This window comes from Ruminococcus sp. Marseille-P328, assembly GCF_964249465.1.
Classification (GTDB): Bacteria; Bacillota; Clostridia; order Lachnospirales; family Lachnospiraceae; genus Blautia_A; species Blautia_A faecis.
Genome location: NZ_CAXUBQ010000046.1, coordinates 1 through 15,208 on the forward strand (window position 1 = coordinate 1; position 15,208 = coordinate 15,208).

Sequence of the window (15,208 nt, forward strand, 5' to 3'; positions counted from 1 at the left end):
TCAATATAACAAGCCCCAGCAAAAAGCCGGGGCTAATACTTCAATTATTTTAGGACATTTTCAAAAACGCTTGACACAAAAACTTTCATTTCCTGCTCACGTCCGGGTAATTTTTCAAGTAAAAATCAATAAATTCCTTGACGACATTTAGGGCAAATGTTATAAATATAAAGAAGAGATCTGTAAGGGTAAAGGACACGTGTCCCCATTTTTTTGCAGATAATCGAATCGATAATTAGCATACTACTTAGGAGGAATATCATGCCGAACATAGAATTGCTTGAGAAATCTATGCCTGTCGCACCTATTCGTATCGCTGCGCTGGAGGGCTGCCGCGAACTTGCAGAGGAGGTAGACAGAAACCTGGTAAAATTCCGTAAGGAACTTGTAGAAAAGAAGGGCCTTGACAATGTTCCACAGGGATACAGCGAAGACTCTTTTATTGTGGAGTGCGAATGTCCGCGTTTCGGTACCGGTGAAGGTAAGGGAATCATTAAGGAATCTGTCCGAGGAACTGATCTTTACATTATGGTAGACGTTACCAACTACAGTTCCACATACACAGTCTGTGGTCACGAGAATCACATGTCTCCGGATAACCATTTTCAGGATCTGAAGAGAATTATTTCCGCAGCTACAGGTAAGGCACATCGTATCAATGTAATCATGCCATTCCTTTATGAAGGCCGTCAGCACAGACGTAAGAAGAGAGAATCTCTTGACTGCGCACTGGCACTTCGTGAATTAAGTGATATGGGCGTAGCCAATATCATCACTTTTGATGCTCATGACCCGCGTGTGCAGAACTCCATTCCGTTAAATGGTTTTGACAACTTTTTCCCAACCTATCAGTTCCTGAAAGCTCTGATAAAGAACGTTGACAATTTCCAGGTTGACAATGATCATCTCATGATCATCAGTCCGGATGAGGGCGCTATGTCCAGAGCCGTATATTTTTCCAATATTCTGGGCGTTGATATGGGCATGTTCTATAAGAGACGTGATTATTCCACAGTGGTAAATGGCAAGAACCCCATCGTAGCTCATGAGTTCCTGGGCGACTCTGTAGAAGGCAAAGACGTTGTTATCATCGACGACATGATTTCTTCTGGAGAAAGTATGCTTGACGTTGCCAAACAGATCAAAGAACGTCACGCCAACCGTGTATTCATCTGCACTACTTACGGCCTGTTTACAGAAGGCATGGATAAATTTGACGCTTACTATGAGAAAGGCTGGATTGACAAGGTTATCACAACCAACCTGAACTACCGTATTCCGGAGCTTCTTACCAGACCTTACTATGTGGAAGCAAATATGAGCAAATATCTTGCAAGTATTATGGATATCATCAACCATGATGTTTCTGTTGAGAAGGTTCGTTCCAGCAATGAGAAGATCATGGATCTGATGAAGCGTGTAAATCAGTAATAGACAATAAACAAACAAAGCCCTGTTCCACATTATCTCGTTTGTGGCACAGGGCTTCTTTATATTTACATATTTGCATGGGTCGTAAACCGCATCTGCACTTGTCTGTCACATTATTTTTCCCGACGAATGCCCAGAAAAGCTGCCAGATTTCCTCTCCTGCCATGGGATGCCCTGTGGGAAAAGAGGAATTCCGGATTACAGCAGGTGCAAATTCCAGGCATGGAAATATGCTCTTCTTTTATTCCTGCCTCCAGAAAAATAATGTGGTTTGCTTCCCAAAGATCCAGCTGGTACTTACCATTCTTCTTTTTATAAAAAAGCTTTTCCCAGTATTTCTCTTCAAAAGCTTTCTGAAATTCCAGAATCACATCTTCGCTTACTTCATAGCAGTCCTGACAGATGGAGGGACCAATTGCCGTAAAAATCTCCTCCGGATCTGAGCCAAACTGCTCTGCCATTTTCTCTATAGTCACCTTACCGATTTTCCCAACTGTCCCACGCCATCCGGAATGAGACAAGCCTATGGCTTTGTGAACCGGATCTACGAAATACAGCGGCACACAATCTGCATAAAAGGTGCATAAAACAACACCTGGAACATTGGTGATCATTCCATCCACATCTTTATATGTTCTTGGACGCGTTACACCTTTCCCCCTGTCTTCTGCCCCCACCAGCTGCACGTTTGTAGTGTGTGTCTGATCAGATGTGACAATATCTTCCAAAGAAAAGCCTACCGCTGCACTAAGTCTGCGATAATTGTCTTTTACCGCGTTTTCTTCATCACCTCTTGTAAAGCTAAGATTCATAGATGAAAAAATTCCCTGGCTTACACCGCCAAGTCTTGTACTGAAACAATGCACAATATCCGGGAACTGTTCAAAAGAGGGATAAGTAAGATAGGTGACTCCATTATTTTCTTTTACTTGCATATGAAGTTTATTTTCGTTATGCCATTTAATCTTCATCTGATTCTCCTCTTCTTCTGATCTCACAGTTCTTCTCGAACCTGTTAAGAATTCATTCTCTAGAGCGTGTTTGAAAAAGGCTTTCTGCAAGATGTGCGTCACAATTTGTGGGAGATTTTGTCCGGATAAGGGCGCCGCAGCGAGCTACGTCAACAGAATTCTGGCATAGTATACCGCAAAGTGGGGCATACAGATTGCAGGAATATTTTTTCAAACAGGCTCTGGCTCACTGACAGAAATCAAAGGCATTTTTTATCCAACAAATCTTATCGCCGTTGATTCCCACCACATCAAACCTGCATCTCACATCCATGCTTCTGTAATGATTCTTCAAATATTCCACTGCCACCTTGGAAATCACCAGCTGCTTTCTGCCGTTCACTGCTGCCAGCGGACTTCCTGAGCGTTCCGAACTTCTGTACTTAACCTCCACAAAAATCAACCATCCATCAGCAGTCATTCCGATCAGGTCGATTTCCCCCAGCCAGTTCCTGTAATTTCGCTCCAGAATCATCACGCCCTGGGAAACCAGATAATCTGCAGCGATTTCTTCATAAAAAGCACCTACTTTTCGCTTGTTTTTCTGCATAAAAACTCCCATATATACTTCTGTGTAGGTATCTTTTGTATTCATAACCGCAAAACATATTCATATCCGGACCATCAGCCTTTTCAAAATTTCACATTATCCTATAAAATTCTTTATAAAAGTTGCCCTGTGAATCGGACTTGGACCATATTTTTTCAAGGCTTCAATATGTGCTGCAGCTCCATACCCCTTATTTGAGGCAAAGCCATATTCCGGCATCACTTTATCGTACTCTACCATCATCCGGTCTCTTGTGACCTTAGCTACAATGCTGGCAGCTGCAATGGAAATACTCTTGGCATCCCCTTTTATGATCGGCACCTGAGGTATAGTCACGTCGGGAATGGTTACTGCGTCATTGAGAAGAATCTGCGGCACCGGCTCCAGCTTGCTGACAGCCTCACGCATTGCCTCATAGGTAGCCTGAAGAATATTGATCTCATCAATTCTCCGGGGACTTGCCATTCCGATTCCAACAGCTACCGCATTCTCCATGATCACATCATACAATTCATCCCTTTTTTTAGCGCTCAACTGTTTGGAATCATTCAGATACAGGATTTTGCAGTCTCTTGGCAAAATAACAGCCCCCGCTACAACAGGACCTGCCAGCGGGCCTCTTCCAACTTCATCAATTCCGCACACATAGCCCAAATCTTCGTATTTGCGCTCAAATTCCTTCATCTTTTCTGTGCGCAGAAGTTCCTTCTGGTAAGCCTCTTCTTTCTTATGAAGCTGCTCCAGAAGCTTCCTGACTCCACTTCTTGTATCCTCTTTGTATTTTTCAAAAAGAGTGGCATATTCTCCCGGTTCAGCAGCCTGGATTTCACACTTTATTTCTCCGATTTTCTGCATATTATTTACCTTCTTCCGGCACCCACTCCAAAGTAATTTTTCCAATCTTTCCAGAGCGGAAGTCATCGAACAGAATCAGAGAGGCCTTGGCATAGTCCAGCTCCTCCCCCTTCTTCAGACATCCTCTGGAACGCGCGATTGCTTCTAATATCTGCACAGCTGTGCCTTCCTCCTGGATCTGATAGCGTTTCTCCAATGCACCAGAATATTTTTTCCGAAGGAAATCAATAAGCGTAAGGGAAAGCTCCTCCATATTCAGTATATCGTCCTTGATAGAACCAATATAGGCAAGGCGCATTCCCACTGCCTCATCTTCAAACTTGGGCCAGAGAATCCCCGGAGTATCCAGAAGCTCCACATTCTTATTCAGGCGGATCCACTGTTTGCCCTTGGTTACACCTGGCTTGTTTCCCGTCTTGGCGCATGCTCTTCCAGCAAAAGTATTGATAAAAGTAGACTTACCAACGTTAGGAATTCCTACTACCATAGCACGGATCGGGCGGTTTTTGATTCCTCTTCTTCTGTCCCTCTCCGTTTTCTCCTTGCAGGCTTCCTGAATAGCCGCCTGAATTGCTTTCATACCAGAGCCGCTACGGGAATCTACTTTTACCACATAGAACCCCTTCCCCTGAAAATAAGCTTTCCATGCTTCATTCTGGCGTTCATCTCCAAGGTCTGATTTATTCAAAAGAATCAGCCTTGCTTTATTTTTCCCAAGCTCGTCAATATCCGGATTCCGGCTTGCAAGGGGAACTCTGGAGTCCACAAGCTCAATGATCAGGTCGATCAGCTTAATGTCCTCCTGCATCTGTCTTTTCGCTTTGGTCATATGACCAGGATACCATTGTACGTTCATATTTACCTTATTCTTACAGCTGTTCAGCAGATACCGTTCCACAAAGCGTGTAACCGCGAACGTGCTGAACAATCACTTATTTTTTATAAAAGTCTCACAGTTTAATTATTCAACGGCCCTATGTCTTTCTTCGGGGATATCTGGAACCAGAGCTTACCAGTTATATATTTCTTATTCACTCGTCCGATATCGCCATAACGGCTGTCTTCGCTGTTATTACGGTTATCGCCCAGGACAAAGTACTCTCCCGCTTCCAGTGTAATGGCATTGGCTGCCATTCCCGGATTGTTGATCGTGGGAAAATCTTTGCCTTCTTTATATGTCTCTCCATTGATCAAAATTCTTCCATTCACGATCTGAATCGTCTCACCTGGAAGTCCGATCACACGGCGGATATGAAGAGCCGCATCATCACTTGCATTTGTGCGGAATACAATAAGGTCGCCGCGTTTCGGCGAGGACGCTTTATAAGCAAGCTTGTTTACAAAATACCGGCTTCCAACTGCCAGAGTAGGCTCCATGGAGCTCTCCTGCATCGTCACAGACTGAAATAGCATCATGGAGGTCAGCACTGCAAAGATCAGTGTAACTGCGATCTCGAATACCCAGATCAAAACTTTTTTCAGTTTACTGTCTTCCAATTTCTCCATGGCACCAGAAAAAGATTTTTTCTCCAGTTTTGCAATTTCCGGCATGTTGAATAACTGCTCTTTTTCTCTTTTATTTCTTCTGTCGCTCATATCTACTCCATTCGTGTCATAATTGCATGTCCTGCGTCTGGTTCCAAAACGCTTTTTTCATCTCAGGCCAGATACTTTATTATCTTATCACATATTCCGAAAAAGAAAAAGAAAAAATAATCAAAAAAATGCTGCCCAGACAGTCATCACGGCCATCTGCGCAGCAAATGTCACTGTTCGTATTCACTTCGTTCCCGAAAGCACTTCGCGGAACATTACCAGTGAACAGCAATCAGCAATTTTCGATTGAAATTATTTAACAAGCTCTTTAACCTTAGCAGCTTTACCTACACGGTCTCTTAAGTAGTTCAGTTTCGCGCGGCGAACTTTACCACGACGAATAACTTCTACTTCTTTTACGTGTGGGGAATGAAGCGGCCATGTTTTCTCAACGCCAACGCCGTTGGAAGCTTTTCTTACTGTGAAAGTAGCTCTGGTGCTTCCGCCCTGTTTCTTTAATACAGTTCCCTCGAAAATCTGGATACGCTCACGGTTACCCTCTTTGATCAGTGCGTGTACTCTTACGGTATCACCTACGTTAAACTGCGGTACGTCTTTTTTCAGCTGTTCTGCTTCGATGTTTTTAATAATTTCGTTCATTTTATTCTCTCCTTATTCTCTGGATGTTCTTAATACCCATCACGGTAACAGCGGACCATCTTTTTTCACAACATAAATGATTATACTATAATTATTTTCTGTTTGCAACCATTATTTTTATAAAAAGCCCATAAAACAAGTCACAAATTTTTTTCAAAGACAACCTTCCAAAACCATTACCAACAGATAACCTCGCAGCCATCCTCTGTTACCAGTACGGTTACTTCCCACTGGGCTGAAGGCATACCGTCCTCAGTGCGTACTGTCCAGTCATCATCCTCATCTGTATATACTTCATCGCTTCCCATATTTACCATAGGCTCAATGGTAAACATCATTCCCGGCTCCATGATCACGCCGCTGTTCTCTTCGGACGTATAGCTTACCCAGGGATCCTCATGAAATTCCAGGCCAACGCCATGTCCGCCGATTTCTTTTACAATTGTGTAGCCATTTTCAAGTGCATGCATATGAACAGCGTGACCCATATTTCCAATAGGTTCCCATGGTTTTACCTTGGAAATACCGATTTCCACACATTCTTTGGTTACGCGGACCAGTTTTTCTTTCTCAGGACTTACATTTCCAATACAGAACATACGGGATGAGTCAGAAAAATAGCCATTGTAAATTGTAGAAACGTCTACATTTACTATATCACCGTCCTTCAGGATCTCATCCTCAGATGGAATTCCATGGCATACCACCTCATTCACAGAAGTACACACGCTTTTTGGAAACCCTTCATAATTCAACGGTGCCGGGATTCCTCCATGACGCACAGTTTCCTCATGTACCCAATGATCGATTTCTTCTGTTGATACACCAGCTTTAATATGCTCTGCCACATAATCAAGTACTGCAACATTGATTCGACAGCTCTCTTTAATCTTCTCAATCTGCTCTGGAGTCTTGATCAGTTTATGATCCAGAACCGGATATCCTTTCTGACGCAGGATTTCTACTTTCGCATCAAAAGCCTCATGGCATTTTTTATATTTCTTTCCACTGCCGCACCAGCATGGATCATTACGTCCGATTTTTGTTGACATTTCACTCTCTCCTTTTATCTGTGGCTGCTGCGAATGCTACAGCAGTACTTTTTCTTTTGTAAAACATGATATAAACTCACTCTCTTTCTCATTTTATACTTGAAACAGATAAATTGCAACTAATTTTCTATAGAAGACTCTACCTCCTGCAATTCATGTGTTACTGTTCACTCCGTGACCAGTAACGCGCTTCGCGCCGCAATTCTCGGGTTTTCTGTGAACTTTGTTCACAAAAAACACCTCGCGGAACGTTACCAGCGAACAGTAATTGTTCATATTTTTTCAACTGTTTTCATTTTCCCACGCAAACAGTTAAAAAAGTTTCAAACGCAAAAAGAGTATTTCATTTTCTCTGATCTAAGAATTTGAAATACTCTTTTGCTTTTGAAAATTATATGTAACTAATTAGCTGCTGCATCTACGCCTGCCTCTGTGGCAGTATCTGCTGCACTCTCTTCACTTCCCGCCATGATCTTACTCAGTTCTTCGATCATCTCGTCATCCTTCAGTCTGAATTTGACCTCAACACGACGGGAAGCCTCTTTATCTACATTTCCATCTGCATCCAGAATCGGATTCGCCATGGAATGTCCGTTTACAGTCAGGTAATCCTGCAGATCCAGGCTCTGATCCTCAGTCAGAAACTCCCCCTGAATATCAAGAAGATACTGTGCCACTGCAAGTGAACGCTGCTGGGAAAGCTCCAGATTATACGCATAATCACCATCTGTATCTGTATAACCGTCAATAATGATCTCAGCAAGATAATTCTTATAAGTATCCTCCATCAACACCTTACAGTAAATCGGAAGTACGTTTCGGAGTGCTTCCTTACCAGCATCTGTAAGCTCCGACTCATCAACGTCAAACAATACACTGGCATCCAGTGTCAATGCACCAGTCTTGGAATCCAGATTTACATTGATATTATTTTTCTGGAATTCTTTTTGAAGTGCTTCCACAACTTCAGCCTTGACACCAATAATATTATCGATCTTTGTCTGCTGCTCACTAAGCTGCGTGGTCTTCTCATCCAGATCCGTCTGCTGCTGATTCAGAAGAGCCTGCTGCTCTTTTAACTTGGCTTCCTGCTCTGCCAGAGTCTGTGCCAGTGCAGTCAGCTTCTCATCTTTGGTCTTAATAGTTCCTTCCTGTTCTTCAATGGTATTCTGCTTGGCAAGAAGATCAGCCGTATACTCTGCCTGCAGAGCCAGCTTCTCATCTCTCTCCTGAATACTCTCGTCGTAGCTCTTCTGAGCCTGGAAAAGCGTCAATGACATGATCAGTATGAAAAGAAGCAGAACGCCGGCCATAACATCGGAATAAGAGCGCCATACATTAAAGCCTCCATCCCCTGATTTTCTTTTTTTGCGCATGTCTATCTCCTCTTATCTGAATAAGCCAAATTTTCCTTTCTGTGCCGCCTTGGAAAGCTCTTTCATGTTCTTGTTGATTTCCTCAAGAAGAGCCTGCTGTCCCTCATTCTGCTGAGCAATCAGATTGCCCAGCTTCTCTACAGAATCATTTCTTCCGCTTGCGATCAGAGATACATCTCTGGTATTCGCTGCAGTCACCTCACTGAGGAGCTTGCGGACCTGTTCCATTGTTTTATAGGAAAGTCTCTGATACTGGGCAAAATCCTCCATCTGGGCCGTAAACTGCTCTGCCATCTTGCTGTTTGCCTGGATCAGATCTGCACTTGCCTGACCTGTAGCCCCTACTCTCTCAATAGAAGAAGCTGCTGTTTCAACATATTTCTGCATTGCCTGGTTGCAGGCAACCCAGAACTTAGCTGCAGATTTCTCGGCATCCTTCAGATAATCCACAATATGCTGATAATCCTGCTGCTGCATCTTCTGGATCTCCTGATTCTCAGAAAGGATACGATTGGCAGTAGACATGTAGCGGGTCTGCATGCCTCCCATCTCCCTTACCATATCTGTAATGGCTTTGTCCTGCTTGTCATAGGTCTCAGAAAGCTTCTGGCTCATAGTCTGGTACATGGCAGAAGTATAAGCTGTATTCTCTTTCTGTGCCTTTTTCAGCTGATCCAGTGCCACGTTGAAATCACGGAACTGCATATGGAAAGAATTGTTCATCTGTTTTAAAAATTCGTCCGATATTTCACGAATAGCATCCTCCTGACATCTGGTTACAGAAGAAACCAGCATATCCAGAGAATCATTCATCTTCTGGAAGGTAGGTGTGATAACCTTCTCAAAGCTGTCTGCCATCTGAACGGAAAACTGCTCTGCCATCTGTTTCATGGCGCTTGTCTGCAGCTTCTGGCTTGCAAGCAGCAGATTTCTGGACTCATTCTCCGCTGTAGGCATTACATAAGAATGAAACTTTTCAAGGAATCCCTGAAGCTCCTCTGTCATGGATGAATACTCTCCCTTCATCCCAAAGGTATAAATAATGGAAAAAGAGATACCATAAATAGAGGTAAGGAATGCTACTTTAATACCTTCCACCAGCGCTTCTACAGAAGAAGTCATGGCGCTGTAATCTGTAGGCTGGAAATCGCGAAGACCCCAGACAAGACCAAGGAAAGTACCTAAAATACCAAGACTGGTAAAGATATCCGGAACCATTTCCAGAAGCTTCTTATGAACATGGATATCCAGCTCATCTTCATTAATAAATTCCTCAATATCCCCAAGACCTTCTTTACTATTGTTAATGCTGTCTGTAAAGCTGTCCATCTTCTGATCCAGATATTTATCATCGAAGAGCTCGCCTAAATATGTAAGATTCCTGGGATCTGTCTTCCCTGGAGTCTTGAACATACCGTTCAGCTCCTCTACTGCTCTGTGGAATGCCGTACTCAGATTATTCATACGGAACATTCCGCCAAACATTGCGATCAGATACAGGACTGCGATCACCGCCAGAAATACGAAATTGTAGATCGTAGATGATAAGTTCCCCCTGCCGGCAAATAAAGTCAAAGCAGTGGTTCCTGCAAGAACCGCAACAAACAATACAGAATGTGTGATTTTTTTCTTCATTGTCTGCCTCCCCATTTGTATTTTCACAAAATAGATATGCCGTCTGTCGACGGCATCACCATATATGAATGCCAACTACTCTGCGCTTATAGCATCTGCAGAGCTGTTTAAAAAATCATTCCCGCAATCTGAACGCCCCAGGGCTTTCATCGTAATATATTGGTGCATTTTGTGAATTTTCCATTAATAATGGTACATTTTTTATCATAATATCACAATTTTCTAATAATAACAAGAAAAAACATACCCCTTGCCTAATGAAAAAACGTTTCCTGTTACTGCTCACGACCTTCACAGTAATCATTTCACACCTTTTTCATACAGCCAGGGGTATTATATCATATTTCATATTTTCAGGCGTAAACCTTATCTTCCTCCAGGAATCTGGCCTTACCATCCTTCACTTCTACCAGGTTAATGCTGCAGTTAGGAGGCACACATCCATGCCAGAAATGTTCAGGATCCTTGTACAGGTTCTGGAGAAGAGCCCGCACTGCACATCCATGGGAAGACACCAAAATCGTTTTGTCTGCCAGAGACGGATCCGAGGTTTTTTCAAGCCAGAATTCTCTGGTACGATCCAGGATATCCTGAATATTCTCTCCGTTTTCCGGACGCGGAAATTTCAGGGGATCCTTAAAAAACAGATCAAATTCTTCGCAGTTGGACTCCATAGTATTTCCAGTTCTCATAATGTGCCCTTCCAGAACCCCGAAATTAATTTCCTGAATCCTTTTATCCGGTATCACAGGAATATCACGGCCACCCAGAACTAACCGGGCAGTCTGTCTCGCACGGGTAAGAGGACTTGTAAAACAGATATCAAACTTTACATCCATCAGAGCCTCGCCCGTTCTTCTGGCAAGATCAATTCCCTCCTGAGCAAGAGGAATGTCTGCTGAACCCTGAGCCTTATGAAAGTGGTTCCAGGGCGTCAGACCGTGTCTTACAATATATAAAAGCATCAGCTTCTCAACTCGATTCCAAGGCCTTCCAGACCATTTAAAATTTTCTTCATTGCCGCAGAAATCTCGCTTTCTTCCAGGGTCTTATCGTGATCACGGAATACAAGCGCATAAGCCATAGACTTGTAGCCACCCTTGATCTGGCTTCCTTCGTAGATATCAAACAGCTGATAACTCTCCAGGATCTTTCCGCCTCTCTGAGCAAGAATGTCCTCGATCTGACCTGCAAGCACCTGCTTCGGAACCAGCATACTGATGTCACGGGTTACCGCCGGATATTTTGCAATTCCGGTAAACTTGCGGTCAAAATTTGCAAATTCAAGAACGCTCTTGATATCGATCATTGCGATATATGCGCGCTCCCCAATTCCATAATTATCTGCAACCAGCGGATGTACCTCTCCAAGGTAACCTACAACGGTTCCCTCGTATACCATATCGGCCTGTCTTCCAGGATGAAGAAATGGTTTTTCGCTTGCCGGATCATACTCCATTTTCTTCTTCATACCGATTTTTTCGAAGAACTCCTCACAAACGCCCTTCATATCAAAGAAATCACCGTTTCCGTACATTCCAAGTGTAAACATGGTTCTTTCATCTGGAAGCTCGGTAAGTGGAAGTGCCTTCGGAAGATATACATTTCCAAGCTCATAAAGACGAACGTCTTTGTTTCTTCTGTTATAGTTAGTTGCCAGAGAAGAAAGCATTCCATTCAGTGTACTGGTACGCATAATGCTGTAGTCCTCACCAAGAGGATTGCTGATGGTGATCACCTGACGAAGTACATTATCTTCTGGAATTCTCAGTTTGTCAAATACCTTCGGGCTCTCAAATGAGTAAGTCATACCTTCTGAGAATCCGCAGTACTCTGCAATATCTCTTGCGATATTTTCAATGCGAAGCTTGAATGGCATTTTTCCTGTAGTAGCCTCACCGGATGGCAAAGTTGTAGGAATCTTGTCATATCCGTAGAAACGTGCAATTTCTTCTGCAACATCTGCCATGCAGTGGATATCCTGGCGGAAAGTCGGTGCTACGATTTCATTTGTCTCCTCATCATAGGTGAGTTCGATCTTTGCAAGATAGCCAAGCATCTCTTCTTTGGAAAGATTTGTTCCAAGAAGACCGTTGATACGGTCTGGCTCAAATTTTACACGGGATGGCTTGCTGACCTTATTGCAGATATCAACCATACCGCCAACAACCTCACCGGCACCAAGCTCTTCCATCAGCTGGCAGGCTCTGTCGATTGCAGCCTTTGCATTATTCGGGTCAAGACCTTTCTCAAACTTACCGGAAGCATCTGTACGAAGTCCGATTCTCTTGGAAGAAAGTCTGATGTTTGTTCCATCAAAGCAGGCTGCCTCAAACAGAACTGTGTGTACGTCATCTGTGATCATGGAGTTCTCGCCGCCCATAATACCTGCGATTCCAACTGGTTTCTCACCATCGCAGATCATCAGGACGTTCTCGTCCATAATACGTTCCTGACCATCCAGTGTGACAAATTTCTCATCTTTACTTGCACAGCGTACAACAATTTCATGGTTTGCAATCGTATCGAGATCGTAAGCATGCATTGGCTGTCCAAACTCTTCCATTACATAGTTGGTGATATCTACCAGATTGTTGATCGGGCGGATTCCATTGGAAGCCAGGCAGCGCTGCATCCATTTCGGAGATGGTCCGATTTTAACATTTTTTACAACTCTTGCACAATAACGTGGGCAAAGCTCCGGTTTCTCTACAGTTACCTTTACGTAATCAGAAGCTTTTTCATCATTTCCTGTCTCTTTAACTTCCGGAGGGTAAAATTTCTTACCAAAAGTAGCTGCTGCTTCTCTTGCAATTCCAAGAACACCGTAACAGTCAACACGGTTGGATGTGATCTCATATTCAAATACAACGTCATCAAGTCCAAGAGCCTTAATAGCGCTTTCACCTACAACTGCGTTTTCCGGGAATATATAAATTCCATATTCTGGGGCTTCCGGATACATATCCCGGTTGCTTCCCAGCTCTTCGATGGAGCACATCATGCCGTTGGACGGTACTCCGCGAAGTTTTCCGGCTTTGATCCTGATTCCGCCAGGAGTCATTTTTCCATCATGTCCTCCTGCTACACGACCTCCGTCAAGAACAACCGGAACCTTGTCTCCCTCTTTTACGTTTGGAGCACCCGTAACGATCTGGATCACCTCAGATCCGATATTCACCTGGCAGATGATCAGCTTATCTGCATCCGGATGTTTCTCAATTTTCTCAATCTGTCCGATCACAATCTTTTCAAGGTCAGCATCAAGCCTGGTGAAGCCTTCTACCTTTGTACCTGACAATGTCATTGCATCTGTATATTCCTGTGCGGTTACGTCAAGATCCGGCACATACATTTTCATCCAAGATAATGAAGTATTCATTTATTTAATCCTCTTCTCACTCTAATATTTATATTATGAAAGGTAACTGCTCAGTACTTTCACAGTTACACGCTTCGCGATGCCAAGAAATCAGAACTGCTTTAGGAAACGGATGTCGTTCTCATAAAGCAGACGCATATCATCAATCTCATATTTCAGAAGCGCAATACGCTCAAGACCTACGCCGAATGCAAAACCAGTGTACTCCTCCGGATCAATTCCACACATGCGAAGTACATTTGGATGAACTGTTCCACAGCCAAGGATTTCAATCCAGCCGGATCCTTTACAGAAACGGCAGCCTTTTCCGCCGCATTTGAAGCAGGAAACATCAACCTCTGCACTTGGCTCTGTAAACGGGAAGTGATGTGGTCTGAATTTTGTTTTGGTTTCTGGTCCGAAAAGCTCTTTCGCAAATACTTCAAGAGTTCCTTTCAGGTCTGCGAACGTAATATTTTTATCTATTACAAGGCCCTCAATCTGATGGAAGGATGGAGAATGAGTTGCATCTACTTCATCCGAACGGAATACTCTTCCAGGTGCGATCATACGGATCGGCAGCTTTCCTTTTTCCATGGCACGTGCCTGAACCGGAGATGTCTGGGAACGAAGAAGTATGGAATCATTGATAAAGAAAGTATCCTGCTCGTCTCTTGCCGGATGATTCTCCGGAATATTCAGCTTGGTAAAGTTGTAATCTGCATATTCAACTTCCGGACCTTCTACAACTTCATAGCCCATTCCAATAAAAATGCGCTCAACCTCTTCCAACGCAATGCTGTTGGGATGACGATGACCGATTCTGGATTTCTTTGCAGGTAGGGTAACATCGATTACTTCTGCTTTCATCTTCTCTTCTCTGACTGCTTCTTCCAGTTTCTGTCTGGACTCTTCAAGAAGACCTTCGATCTTAGCTCTGGTCTCGTTTACAAGCTGGCCAACCTTCGGTCTCTCCTCCGGGGAAACGTCTTTCATTCCTTTTAAGATTGCGGTAAGCTCTCCCTTTTTTCCAAGATATGCCACACGCACATCATTTAATTTATCCAGGCCTTCGGATTCTTCAATCCGTACTCTGGCGTTCTCAGCCAGTTCCTGAAGTCTTTCTTTCATATCCATGGTTCATTTCTCCTTTATTTTTATAATCTGCCAGATGAGGGGGGGGGAAGGAAGGTAAGAAAATATCTACATAGCAGATTTTTTCTTTCGTAAAGCGGATTGTTCAGTGCTCGCGCTCCAAGGACTTTACAATGCGAAAAACCCGCTTTGCGTATTTCCTACATTTTCGCGGCAGTCACCAAGTTCTCACCCAAGCGTGGACTTTGACTCTTGCTCGTGAAAATAAAAAAGCTCCGTCCCCAGCAAAAGGGACGAAGCATATTCCGCGGTACCACCCTGATTCCTGTATATACAGGCTCTCCCGCCGCTTAACGCGCAGCTTCACGTCGCTTCCTACTGGAAATTTCAGAAACGCGGCTCCGGTGCGAAACTCAGAAACTATCTGAACTTAAGGAAGCTTACAGCCGGTGGCTTCCTCTCTCTGAAAGAAAATAATTTCCTAAAAACACCTTCCTGGCTTTTTCTCTTTTATAACTATGCCACATCAGAGTGAATCTGTCAAGAGGTTAATTTGTCTGTTGCTCTTCCTTATGAACCATTTATGATAATGTCCTAATATACCATAAAGGAAAATGTCCCAATGTAGTATAATGCTTCCATCAACA

General features: G+C 43.5%; 12 protein-coding genes, 3 pseudogenes and 1 other annotated feature. Of the genes and pseudogenes, 2 read left to right on the forward strand and 13 right to left on the reverse strand.

The features are described 5' to 3' along the window. Window positions 1-261: 261 nt before the first annotated feature. Entirely contained in the window at window positions 262-1,431 is a 1,170-nt protein-coding gene (locus ACESTK_RS19960) for a ribose-phosphate pyrophosphokinase (RefSeq protein WP_270413823.1), read from the forward strand. 113 nt (window positions 1,432-1,544) lie between these two features. Here ACESTK_RS19960 and pgeF read toward each other — a convergent pair whose 3' ends face one another. Next, window positions 1,545-2,402 carry a peptidoglycan editing factor PgeF gene (gene pgeF, locus ACESTK_RS19965; protein WP_187565687.1) on the reverse strand — a complete coding sequence of 286 codons (858 nt, stop codon included), beginning with the start codon at window positions 2,400-2,402 and terminating at the stop codon, window positions 1,545-1,547. Window positions 2,403-2,454: 52 nt separating this feature from the next. Further along, window positions 2,455-2,556, reverse strand: a pseudogene (locus ACESTK_RS19970) (DUF6783 domain-containing protein); the annotation flags it as partial. Here ACESTK_RS19970 and ACESTK_RS19975 point away from each other — a divergent pair. After that, a pseudogene (locus ACESTK_RS19975) lies at window positions 2,533-2,805 on the forward strand (DUF6783 domain-containing protein); the annotation flags it as partial. The pseudogenes ACESTK_RS19970 and ACESTK_RS19975 overlap by 24 nt on opposite strands. On the opposite strand, the pseudogene ACESTK_RS19980 reads toward ACESTK_RS19975, so the two are convergent. From ACESTK_RS19980 to pheS, 11 genes and pseudogenes are all read right to left on the reverse strand, one after another. Continuing rightward, window positions 2,692-3,036, reverse strand: a pseudogene (locus tag ACESTK_RS19980) (YraN family protein); the annotation flags it as partial. The pseudogenes ACESTK_RS19975 and ACESTK_RS19980 sit on opposite strands and share 114 nt — an antisense overlap. A gap of 51 nt (window positions 3,037-3,087) precedes the next feature. Beyond that, window positions 3,088-3,846, reverse strand: coding sequence for a ribonuclease HII (locus tag ACESTK_RS19985; RefSeq protein WP_173715523.1), 759 nt, complete (start codon window positions 3,844-3,846; stop codon window positions 3,088-3,090). A gap of 1 nt (window position 3,847) precedes the next feature. Further along, window positions 3,848-4,702, reverse strand: a complete 855-nt coding sequence (ylqF, locus tag ACESTK_RS19990) for a ribosome biogenesis GTPase YlqF (RefSeq protein WP_373120593.1) — start codon at window positions 4,700-4,702, stop codon at window positions 3,848-3,850. 101 nt (window positions 4,703-4,803) lie between these two features. Beyond that, window positions 4,804-5,442, reverse strand: coding sequence for a signal peptidase I (gene lepB, locus ACESTK_RS19995; protein ID WP_330386410.1), 639 nt, complete (start codon window positions 5,440-5,442; stop codon window positions 4,804-4,806). Between the two features lie 252 nt (window positions 5,443-5,694). Next, a complete protein-coding gene (gene rplS, locus ACESTK_RS20000; protein WP_118578454.1) occupies window positions 5,695-6,042 on the reverse strand; it encodes a 50S ribosomal protein L19 in 348 nt (115 codons plus the stop codon). A gap of 176 nt (window positions 6,043-6,218) precedes the next feature. After that, the gene (locus ACESTK_RS20005; protein WP_118578455.1) at window positions 6,219-7,094 is read right to left on the reverse strand and encodes a methionyl aminopeptidase; all 876 of its coding nucleotides are present in this window, start codon (window positions 7,092-7,094) and stop codon (window positions 6,219-6,221) included. Between the two features lie 401 nt (window positions 7,095-7,495). Then, the gene (locus ACESTK_RS20010; protein WP_373120595.1) at window positions 7,496-8,470 is read right to left on the reverse strand and encodes an OmpA family protein; all 975 of its coding nucleotides are present in this window, start codon (window positions 8,468-8,470) and stop codon (window positions 7,496-7,498) included. 12 nt (window positions 8,471-8,482) lie between these two features. Continuing rightward, window positions 8,483-10,105 carry a MotA/TolQ/ExbB proton channel family protein gene (locus ACESTK_RS20015; RefSeq protein ID WP_118578457.1) on the reverse strand — a complete coding sequence of 541 codons (1,623 nt, stop codon included), beginning with the start codon at window positions 10,103-10,105 and terminating at the stop codon, window positions 8,483-8,485. Between the two features lie 353 nt (window positions 10,106-10,458). Continuing rightward, the gene (locus tag ACESTK_RS20020; protein ID WP_373120596.1) at window positions 10,459-11,070 is read right to left on the reverse strand and encodes a histidine phosphatase family protein; all 612 of its coding nucleotides are present in this window, start codon (window positions 11,068-11,070) and stop codon (window positions 10,459-10,461) included. Next, window positions 11,070-13,487, reverse strand: coding sequence for a phenylalanine--tRNA ligase subunit beta (gene pheT / locus ACESTK_RS20025; protein ID WP_373120597.1), 2,418 nt, complete (start codon window positions 13,485-13,487; stop codon window positions 11,070-11,072). The genes ACESTK_RS20020 and pheT overlap by 1 nt, the downstream gene beginning before the upstream one ends. A 90-nt stretch (window positions 13,488-13,577) precedes the next feature. Next, window positions 13,578-14,597, reverse strand: coding sequence for a phenylalanine--tRNA ligase subunit alpha (gene pheS / locus ACESTK_RS20030; RefSeq protein ID WP_173719482.1), 1,020 nt, complete (start codon window positions 14,595-14,597; stop codon window positions 13,578-13,580). A gap of 250 nt (window positions 14,598-14,847) precedes the next feature. Next, window positions 14,848-15,067 (reverse strand) — a binding site (T-box leader). Window positions 15,068-15,208: the final 141 nt, after the last annotated feature.

Bases quoted from the DNA above. Each gene is read 5' to 3' on its own strand.
- ACESTK_RS19960 (WP_270413823.1), top strand. From the start codon at position 262: ATGCCGAACATAGAATTGCTTGAGAAATCTATGCCTGTCGCACCTATT.
- pgeF (WP_187565687.1), bottom strand. From the start codon at position 2,402: ATGAAGATTAAATGGCATAACGAAAATAAACTTCATATGCAAGTAAAA.
- ACESTK_RS19985 (WP_173715523.1), bottom strand. From the start codon at position 3,846: ATGCAGAAAATCGGAGAAATAAAGTGTGAAATCCAGGCTGCTGAACCG.
- ylqF (WP_373120593.1), bottom strand. From the start codon at position 4,702: ATGAACGTACAATGGTATCCTGGTCATATGACCAAAGCGAAAAGACAG.
- lepB (WP_330386410.1), bottom strand. From the start codon at position 5,442: ATGAGCGACAGAAGAAATAAAAGAGAAAAAGAGCAGTTATTCAACATG.
- rplS (WP_118578454.1), bottom strand. From the start codon at position 6,042: ATGAACGAAATTATTAAAAACATCGAAGCAGAACAGCTGAAAAAAGAC.
- ACESTK_RS20005 (WP_118578455.1), bottom strand. From the start codon at position 7,094: ATGTCAACAAAAATCGGACGTAATGATCCATGCTGGTGCGGCAGTGGA.
- ACESTK_RS20010 (WP_373120595.1), bottom strand. From the start codon at position 8,470: ATGCGCAAAAAAAGAAAATCAGGGGATGGAGGCTTTAATGTATGGCGC.
- ACESTK_RS20015 (WP_118578457.1), bottom strand. From the start codon at position 10,105: ATGAAGAAAAAAATCACACATTCTGTATTGTTTGTTGCGGTTCTTGCA.
- ACESTK_RS20020 (WP_373120596.1), bottom strand. From the start codon at position 11,070: ATGCTTTTATATATTGTAAGACACGGTCTGACGCCCTGGAACCACTTT.
- pheT (WP_373120597.1), bottom strand. From the start codon at position 13,487: ATGAATACTTCATTATCTTGGATGAAAATGTATGTGCCGGATCTTGAC.
- pheS (WP_173719482.1), bottom strand. From the start codon at position 14,597: ATGAAAGAAAGACTTCAGGAACTGGCTGAGAACGCCAGAGTACGGATT.